The organism is Mycobacterium sp. (assembly GCF_035603715.1).
GTDB lineage: Bacteria > Actinomycetota > Actinomycetes > Mycobacteriales > Mycobacteriaceae > Mycobacterium.
The window spans coordinates 1-8,822 of sequence record NZ_DATNJW010000035.1 but is presented as its reverse complement, the minus strand read 5'-3'; the positions used below and the strand labels follow the sequence as shown (position 1 = coordinate 8,822).

9 protein-coding genes are annotated in these 8,822 nt (G+C 66.1%); 2 read left to right on the top strand and 7 right to left on the bottom strand.

What is annotated here, in order from left to right; translation table 11 throughout:
* Window positions 1-28: 28 nt before the first annotated feature.
* Window positions 29-679, bottom strand: a complete 651-nt coding sequence (locus tag VN856_RS01305; protein WP_325685375.1) for an HD domain-containing protein — start codon at window positions 677-679, stop codon at window positions 29-31.
* 102 nt (window positions 680-781) lie between these two features.
* On the opposite strand from VN856_RS01305, the gene VN856_RS01300 reads away from it, so the two are divergent.
* Window positions 782-1,756 carry a GlxA family transcriptional regulator gene (locus VN856_RS01300; protein WP_325685373.1) on the top strand — a complete coding sequence of 325 codons (975 nt, stop codon included), beginning with the start codon at window positions 782-784 and terminating at the stop codon, window positions 1,754-1,756.
* Between the two features lie 39 nt (window positions 1,757-1,795).
* On the top strand, window positions 1,796-2,824 hold the full coding sequence (locus VN856_RS01295) for a TIGR03617 family F420-dependent LLM class oxidoreductase (RefSeq protein WP_325685371.1): 1,029 nt from the start codon (window positions 1,796-1,798) through the stop codon (window positions 2,822-2,824).
* On the opposite strand, the gene VN856_RS01290 is transcribed toward VN856_RS01295, so the two are convergent.
* The 6 genes from VN856_RS01290 to VN856_RS01265 form a co-directional block, all read right to left on the bottom strand.
* Window positions 2,799-3,788 carry an aldo/keto reductase gene (locus tag VN856_RS01290; RefSeq protein WP_325685369.1) on the bottom strand — a complete coding sequence of 330 codons (990 nt, stop codon included), beginning with the start codon at window positions 3,786-3,788 and terminating at the stop codon, window positions 2,799-2,801. The genes VN856_RS01295 and VN856_RS01290 overlap by 26 nt on opposite strands.
* 3 nt (window positions 3,789-3,791) lie before the next feature.
* Window positions 3,792-4,895: an acyl-CoA dehydrogenase family protein gene (locus VN856_RS01285; RefSeq protein ID WP_325685367.1), complete on the bottom strand. Its 1,104-nt coding sequence runs from the start codon at window positions 4,893-4,895 to the stop codon at window positions 3,792-3,794.
* Window positions 4,892-6,100 (bottom strand): acyl-CoA dehydrogenase family protein, encoded by a 1,209-nt coding sequence (locus tag VN856_RS01280; protein WP_325685365.1) that lies wholly within the window; start codon window positions 6,098-6,100, stop codon window positions 4,892-4,894. Before VN856_RS01280 ends, VN856_RS01285 begins: the two co-directional genes overlap by 4 nt.
* Window positions 6,097-6,858 carry an SDR family oxidoreductase gene (locus tag VN856_RS01275; protein ID WP_325685363.1) on the bottom strand — a complete coding sequence of 254 codons (762 nt, stop codon included), beginning with the start codon at window positions 6,856-6,858 and terminating at the stop codon, window positions 6,097-6,099. Before VN856_RS01275 ends, VN856_RS01280 begins: the two co-directional genes overlap by 4 nt.
* On the bottom strand, window positions 6,855-7,673 hold the full coding sequence (locus tag VN856_RS01270) for an SDR family oxidoreductase (RefSeq protein WP_325685361.1): 819 nt from the start codon (window positions 7,671-7,673) through the stop codon (window positions 6,855-6,857). The genes VN856_RS01275 and VN856_RS01270 overlap by 4 nt, the downstream gene beginning before the upstream one ends.
* A partial coding sequence (locus tag VN856_RS01265; protein WP_325685359.1) for an acyl-CoA carboxylase subunit beta occupies window positions 7,670-8,822 on the bottom strand: 1,153 nt, incomplete at its 5' end. The genes VN856_RS01265 and VN856_RS01270, both read right to left, overlap by 4 nt.

Genomic DNA, 8,822 nt, shown 5'->3' with positions numbered 1-8,822 from the left:
TAGATCTCCATGTGCCTACTCCGTTCCGCTATTCCGGCCAGCTGCCGTTGAGGATGTGCTCGACCATGTTGTCGCGCGCGAAGGTGGGGTCGAAGCGCTCGAGCACGTCGGCGTTCATGGTGCCGAAGGTGGTTTGCGGGCGGTGCTTCATGCCGTCGGTGAAGGCCGCCAGGATGCGGTTCTTGAAATCGTGACGCGGGTGGGCGGCGGTTACCGCGGCCTGGACTTCCGGAGCGAGGTCGCTGCGGCCGAGGCCCAGCACGTCGACTTCGACACCCGCTTGTATCAACGCGGTTTCCGGTGCCATGAACTCCGGCACCCCAGGCGTGGTGTGCAGGGCGATACCGAGCCAGACCTTCTCGGCGTCGGCTGTGTCAACGCCATGCCGCGTCAAGAAGTCGCGTGCCGCGTCGGCGCCGTCGACCTCGAAGCGGATGGTGGAGGTGCGGTAGCGCTCGGTCAGCCCGAGGTCGTGGAACATCGCTCCGACATAGAGCAACTCCAGGTCCGGTTGCAGTCCGCGGCGCAAGCCCTGCAGGGCTCCGAAGAAGAACACCCGCCGGGAATGGTTGAACAGCAGGTCGTCTTCGACATCGCGGATGAACTCGGTGACTTCCCGTGCCAGCGCGCTATCGGGCACGCGGATGCCGGCAACGGTTTCGATGGACTCAACGGTCATGATCGTTCCTTCCTTTTCGTAGCCTCAGTTTGCGGCGCTATGCCGCTATCCCACCGGAGTCGTTCCAGCCGCTTTTCCCACAAATTGCGACACAATGAGCCCGTGGCTGAAGCCGGCGCGCCGTCGCGGGTCGTGGTTATCGTCGTCTTCGACGGCGTGACCATGTTGGACGTCGCGGGAGCGGGTGAGGTGTTCGCAGAAGCCAACCGCTTCGGCGCGGACTATCGGCTCGCAATCGCGTCGGTGGATGGTCGCGACGTCACCACCTCGATCGGGACGCGGTTGGGCGTCACCGATGCCATTGCGTCAATCGAGTCCGCCGATACCGTCATGGTGGCCGGCAGCGATGACTTACCCAGGCGGGCAATCGATCCCGAGCTCGTCGACGCGGTCAAGTCAATCGCGGGCCGCACCCGGCGGGTGGCCTCGATCTGCACGGGGTCGTTCGTCCTGGCCCAAGCCGGCCTCCTCAACGGCCGGCGCGCCACCACGCACTGGCATGACGTCAAGTTGTTTGCGCGGGCCTTCCCAAACGTCACCGTCGAGCCGGATGCGATCTTCGTCCGCGACGGCGATGTCTTCACCTCGGCCGGGGTGTCGTCGGGCATCGACGTGGCGCTGGCGCTAGACGAAATGGATCATGGCATCGAGCTGGTCCGCTCCGTGGCCCGATGGTTGGTCGTCTATCTCAAGCGAGCGGGTGGACAATCGCAATTCTCGGTGCTGGTCGAGACCGCACTACCGCCGCGGTCAGCCTTGCGCAAGGTCACTGATGCGATCTCGGCCACTCCCGCGGCAGATCACAGCGTAAAGGCTCTTGCCATGCGGGCCTCGTTGAGTGCTCGGCAGCTGACTCGACTTTTTCAGTCGGAACTTGGCACGACACCGGCCCGCTACGTCGAAATGGTGCGCATCGATGCCGCCCGTGCCGCGCTCGACGCTGGCCGCAGTGTCGCCGACACTGCGCGCATGGCAGGGTTCGGCAGCCCCGAAAGCCTCCGTCGCGTATTCGTCGACCACCTCGGCGTCTCGCCGAAGGCCTATCGCGAGAGATTCCGCACGGCATCGCGCGGTTGACGCCTACCGACGTTGTTGCCCACGGCATACTGATCCGCCATGCATGTCGATGCGATGACGATTCCGCAGCCGTTGGGCCGGATCGGCGACCTGGCCCGCCGAGCCCAATCCGCCGGCTTCTCGGGTCTGCTGTTCACCGAGACCGGTCGCACGGCGTATCTCAACGCCGCGGTGGCCTCGCAGGCGGCGCCGGGTCTCGAGTTGTCCACGGGCGTCGCGGTGGCCTTTCCGCGGAGTCCCTTCGTCACCGCGGCAACGGCGTGGGAGTTGCAGGAAGCGACCGGCGGAAATTTTCGGCTCGGCTTGGGCACGCAGGTGCGCACTCACGTCGTACGGCGGTATGGCGTGGACTTCGAGCGGCCCGGTCCACGGTTGCGTGACTACCTGCTCGCCGTGAAAGCCTGCTTCTCCGCGTTTCGAACCGGAAAGCTCGACCATCACGGCGAGTTCTACGACCTGGATTTCATTACGCCGCAATGGAGTCCGGGGCAGATCGAACAGCCCGATCCCAAAGTCGATATCGCCGCGGTGAATCCGTGGATGCTGCGAATGGCCGGCGAAGTGGCCGACGGGGTGCACATCCATCCGCTCGGCGAGCCGGGCTATATCAATCGGCACGCGCTGCCCAACATCGCCGAGGGCGCGGCGAAGGCCGGTCGCTCGCCGTCAGACGTCGCGATCATCGTGCCGGTGATGACGATCGTCGGCGACACCGATGAAGAACGCGCCCAGGAACGAGAGGCCGTGCGCGCGAGCATGAGCTTCTACGGGAGCACACCGAACTACGCGTTCATCTGGGATGAGGCTGGGTTCGAGGGCACGACCGCCCGGATTCGCGAGAAGCAGAAGGCCGGCGACTTCGCCGGCATGGCAGCCCAAATCACCGACGAGCACATCGCCGCCTTCGCCACCGAGTCGACGTGGGACACGCTGGGTGACGCGTTGACCGACAAATACGCGGGCACGGCGACGCGCCTGGTGCTGTACAACGCGGTCGGCGATCGGGAGCGCTTCGAGCGCTACGGTGACGTGGCGCGCCGGGTCAGCGCCCGATCAACCGCTGCATGAAGTCCGGATAACGCGCGCCCTGGACCTCGATACCCGCTGCGGCGTCACCGATTTCACGGAGGTCGTCGTCGCTCAACTCGACGTCGGCCGCTGCCAGGTTCTCCTCCAGCCGGTCCAGACGCCGAGTGCCGGGGATCGGGACGATCCAGGGTCGCTGAGCCAGCAGCCAGGCCAGCGCGATCTGGCCGGGCGTCGCGCCTTTGCGAGCCGCGATCCGCTCGAGCAGATCGACCACGGCGCGGTTGGCCTCGCGGACGTCGGCGCCGAACCGCGGGATGCTGTTGCGGATGTCCGATTTGTCGAATTGCGTGTTCTCGCCGATGCTTCCGGTCAGAAAGCCTTTCCCCAGCGGGCTGTAGGGCACGAAACCGATGCCGAGTTCGGCCAGCGTGGAGAGCACCCCAGTCTCCGGGCCCTCCGGTTCGCGCCACCACAGGGAGTACTCGCTTTGCACCGCCGTCACCGGTTGCACGGCGTGGGCACGGCGAATCGTCGCCGCCGACGCCTCCGACATCCCGAAGTGCTTCACTTTCCCACCGTCGATCAGTTCCTTGACGGTTCCCGCGACGTCCTCGATAGGAACCTCGGGGTCGACGCGGTGTTGGTACAGCAGGTCGATGGTGTCCACGCCCAGCCGGCGCAACGAATTGTCGGCGACCTCTTTGATGTGTTCGGGTCGACTGTTCAGTCCCGCGACGTTGCCGTCGGCACCGAAGGCGAAACCGAATTTTGTTGCGATGACGACCTGTTCGCGCAGCGGCGCGAGTGCTTCGCCGACCAGTTCTTCGTTGTCGCCGTAAGCTTCCGCGGTGTCGAAGAAGGTCACTCCACGCTCGACCGCGGCGCGGATCACCGCGATCATGTCGGCTTTGGACCCGGCAGGTCCGAAGCCCCGGCTCATGCCCATGCAGCCCAAGCCGATTGCCGAGACCTCGAGGTGATCGCCAAGGATGCGCTTGTCCATGTCCTACTCCCCTCGAGACGGTGGCAGGCCGACCAGTTCGGCCAGCCGGGCGCGGTGGCGATAGGCGGTGCCGAACGCCAACTGGTCGGTCTTGGCCCGCTTCAGGTAGAGATGCGCCGGATACTCCCACGTCATCCCGATGCCCCCGTGCAACTGGACGCATTCCTCCGCGGCGTGCACGGCGGCGCCGCTGCAATAGGCCTGCGCGACGGCCGCCGCGATCGACGCGTCCTCGTCGTGTCGCGCGCAGGTGTCGGCGGCGTACCGGGCCGCCGCCGCAACGGAATTGAGCTCGACCCACAGATCCGCGAGCCGATGCTTGATGGCCTGGTAGGAACCGATGGCTCGGCCGAATTGCTTGCGCTGCTTGGCATAAGCAAGTGTGGTGTCAAAACACCACTGCGCGACGCCCAATTGTTCGGACGCGAGTAGCGCGGCACCCGTCTGCAGGGCCGCCGCGATTGCGCCATCGGCGGCGGTACCGACACGTGATGACGGGGCACCGGAAAAGTCGACATTTGCCAGGGGTCTCGTCATATCCAGAGCCAGGATCGGCGACACGGTGACGCCCGCGGCGTCGCGTGCGACGGTGTGCAGCTCCAGTCCATCGGCACCGGTCACCGGCACCACCAGCACGTCGGCCTCGCCCGCACCGGCGACGCTGGTGATTCGTCCGGTCAGGCCGTCACCGGCGGCGCTGACGCCGGCAATCGGGTCGCTGGGCGCGGTGGACAGCGGCACCGCCAGCGCCGCGGTCACCGACCCCGCCGCCAAACCCTTGACGGTGTCGGTGTCCCCGGCCTGCAACAGCGCGACAGTGGCCAGCACGGCACTGGACAGAAACGGCACCGGCGCGACGGCGCGCCCGATCTCTTCCATGACAACGGCTGCCTCACGGGCACTGGCACCCGCGCCACCAAGCTGCTCGGGGACCAACAGGCCGGCCATCCCGAGCTCGGCGGCCAGCGTATGCCAGACACCGGAAAAGTCTTGCGACGCACCATCGTAGATGCCTGCTACCGCTTCCGGTGGGCACCGGTCGGCGAACAGCCGACGCACACTGTCCCGCAACGCCTCCTCGGTGTCGGAATACAGGAGATCGCTCATCGGGCTGTTCCTTTGTCCAAGTCCTTGTACGCGATGTCTTTGTCGACCCGGTGTTCCGGCGGCAGACCGAGGATGCGCTCGGCGATGGTGTTGCGCAGGATCTCCGAGGTGCCGCCCTCGATCGAGTTGCCTTTCGCCCGCAGGTAGCGGTACCCGGGCTCACGCCCGGTGAAGTCAACCCCCTCCGGCTGACGCATCGTCCAGTCGTCGTATTGGAATCCCTCTTCCGGATGTAACTCGATCTCAAAACCCGAAACCGCTTGCGCCAGACGGGCAAACGCCACCTTCATCCCGGCGCCCTCGGGTCCCGGCTGACCGACGGCCATCCGCTGGCGCAGCCGCAGGGCGGTCAACCGGATGACTTCGGCGTCCACCCACAGCCGCATCAGCTCGTCGTGCATCGCCGCGTCGCGCAGCTGCGGTTGGGCCCGCCAGGCGTCGGTGACCTTGCCGATGATCCCGCTTTCACGCGTGCCGCCGGCCATTGAGCCGATGGCAACGCGTTCGTTGTTCAGCGTGGTGGTCGCGACCTTCCAGCCGCCGCCCTCCGCGCCGAGGCGGTTGGCGTCGGGCACCCTGACATCGGTGAGAAAGACTTCGTTGAACTCGGCTTCGCCGGTGATCTGCCGCAGCGGCCGGACGTCGACTCCGGGATCGGTCATGTCGCACACGAAGTAGGTCAGGCCCTGATGCTTGGGAACCGTGGGATCGGTCCGTGCGACCAGGATCGCCCGCTGGGCTTTCTGCGCGCTCGACGTCCACACCTTCTGCCCGTTGACGATCCAGTCGTCGCCGTCGCGCACTGCGCGGGTGGAGACCCCGGCCAGGTCAGATCCAGCACCCGGCTCGCTGAATAACTGACAGTAGAAGTGTTCTCCGGTGAACAACGGCCGCAGGAACTTTCGCTGCTGCTCCGCGGTGCCGAAGGCGGCAATAGTCGGCGCCGCCATGCCCATCCCGATGCCGTTGTGCGGTCCCCCTCCCACCGGCGCGCCCACCGCGGCCAGCTCGTCTTCGACCAGCGACTGAAAACCACGTGGCAGATCGAGCCCACCTGAGCCGCTGGGGAAGTGCACCCAGGCCAGTCCCGCATCGAAACGGGCTCCAAGGAATTCTCTTGGATCACCCGCCGGATCGTGCTCCGCCAGGAGCGTCCGCACCCGCGCGTGTAGATCCTGCGCAACCGCCTGCTCGTCGACGCTCATCGGAATTCCCCCGCGTTGCCGAGCACCTGACCGCCGTCGATCACCAAGGTGTCGCCGGTGATCCAGCTCGCCTCGTCCGACACCAGGAATGCGACCGCAGCTGCCACGTCGGGGGTCTCACCGATGCGTCCCAACGCCGTCCGCTGCGAGACAAACTGTTCGTTGTCCTTCCACAGCGCCTCGGCAAGCTTGGTCCGAACCACGCCGGGACAGATGGCATTCACCCGCACCCGCGGTGAAAGTTCCAGTGCCAGTTGCTTGGTGACGTGGATCAGCGCGGCCTTCGTGGCGTTGTACATGCCCATGTTCGGCGACTGGTGCATGCCGCCGATCGATGCGGTGTGAACGATCGCGCCACCGTGCTCGACCATCCACGCCTTGGCCGCCAGTGAGGTCCACAGCAGCGGCGCCCAGAGATTGACTTCAAAAGTCTTCGCGAAGCGGGCGTGATCCTGGTCGATCAGCGGACCGTACGCCGGATTAGTGCCCGCATTGTTGACCAGAATGTCGATGCTGCCGAACCGGTCGAGTGTCAGATCGACGCAGTGCCGTGCGGCCTCCTCATCCACCGCGTGGGCGGCTACTCCGATGGCGTTGCCGCCGACCTGATCGGCTGCCTCGTCCGCGCTCTCCTGCTTGCGGGAGGTGAGCACGATGTTCGCCCCTTGGAGCGCCAGCCGTTGTGCGATGGCCAACCCGATCCCCCGGGAACCTCCGGTGATGATCGCGGTGCGGCCGTTCAGGTTTGGTGTGGTCACAGTGCCTCCATCAGGCTGTGCTGGTAGCGGCGCATGCCCCGCAGCCAACGGTCGTAGTCGGTGCCTTTATGCCGATACATCTCGAGAACCGCCGGATGCGGGAGGATCAGGAAGCGCTCCTCCTCGATGCCCGCCAACACGACTTCTGCCACGTCAGCCGGCTCGATCACGTCGCCCGCGCTGGTGACCGCACGGGTGGCCAGGCGGGCCAACGGATCCTCGGACTCCCCCGGCGAATGCAACAGGCTGGTATTGACTCCCATCGGGCACAGACAGCTGACCCGCACGCCCTGGTCGCCGAAGGTGATGTTCAACCACTCCGCGAATCCGACCGCGGCGTGCTTGGTCACCGAGTAGGTCGCCGACCCGAGCTGAGTGAGCAGCCCGGCGGCCGACGCGGTGCTGACGAAATAGCCTTCGCCGCGTTCGACCCATCCGGGCACCAGCAGTTGCGCGGCGCGGATGTGGGCCCGCAGGTTGATGTCGATGGACTGATCCCATTCATCCTCGGTGACGTCCAAGCCGGACACGCCGGTGATGCCCGCATTCGCGAAATACAGGTCGACGGGTCCGAACTCGTTTTCTGCCAGCGCGATCAACTGCTTGATGTGCTCGGTATCGGAGACATCGCCGCCGGAAGCGATGGCCGTGCCGGCGCGGTCGGCGTTGATGCCGCTTGCCACGGCGTCGGCAGCCTGTGAATTTATATCGGCGACAACAACTCTGGCATCCTGGTGCGCCAGCTTGGCGGCCAGCGCCGCCCCGATACCGTTACCGCCGCCGGTGACGATAGCGACTTTGTCGGCAACTTTCACGACCGATTCCCTTCTTCTTTGGACAGCAACCGGACAATCCATCCCCGGGTGTCGGCCGGGTCGATCACGTCATCGAGTTCGAAGGTGGTGGCCGACGTCAGTGCCTTGCCATGCTGATACGCGGCCTCGACGAGTTTGTCGAACAGATTCTGCCGCTCGGCCGGGTCGGCGACGGCGGCCAATTCCTTGCTGAACCCCAGCCGAACGGCGCCCTCGAGACCCATGCCGCCGATCTCCCCGGTCGGCCAGGCAACAGTGAATTCCGGAGCGTGAAACGAGCCGCCGGCCATCGCCATCGCGCCCAGCCCGTAACCCTTGCGCAGGATGACCATCCCGAACGGCACCGTCAGCCGTGCCCCGACGATGAACAGCCGACTGAACCGGCGGACGGCGGCGTCGACTTCGGCATCCGGGCCGACCATGAAGCCCGGCGTATCGCACAGCGAAATGATGGGCAGCCCAGCCGATTCGCAGACAGTCAAAAAGTCGGCCATCTTGTCCGCGGCCTCGGCGTCGATGGCTCCGCCGAGATGATGACTGCTGTTGGCGACCAACCCGAACGCCATACCTTCGACTCGGACCAGCGCTGTGACCACGCCGACTCCGTAGTCGGCCCGCAGCTCCAAAACGGACCCGACGTCGGCGACCGAGTCGATCGCATGGTGCACGTCGTAGGCCCGCAACCGGTTCTCCGGCACGACATGCCGTGCCCGTCTCGGATCAGGGGCCTTCCAGTCCGACAGCCTGCCGTGGAAATAAGACAGGTACTGCTTTGCAAGCGACACCGCATGCTCCTCGTCGCGGGCGGCCAATCCGACGACCCCGTTGCGCCGCTGCACGTCGATCGGCCCGATATCCTCCGGGCGGTATTGGCCGAGCCCACCGCCTTCGATCATCGCCGGACCACCCATACCGATGTTGGCGTCGGGAGTCGCGATGATGACGTCACAGGTGCCGGCCAGCGCCGCGTTGCCGGCGAAACAACGCCCGGACACGATCGATACCAGCGGCACCTGCCCGCTGAGCGTGCCCAGCGTGCGGAAGGTCGGCACGTCGAGGCCGGCCACGGTGGCGACATCGGTGTCGCCCGGTCGGCCACCGCCGCCTTCGGCGAACAACACCACCGGCAGCTTTCTGCGGGCGGCCAGC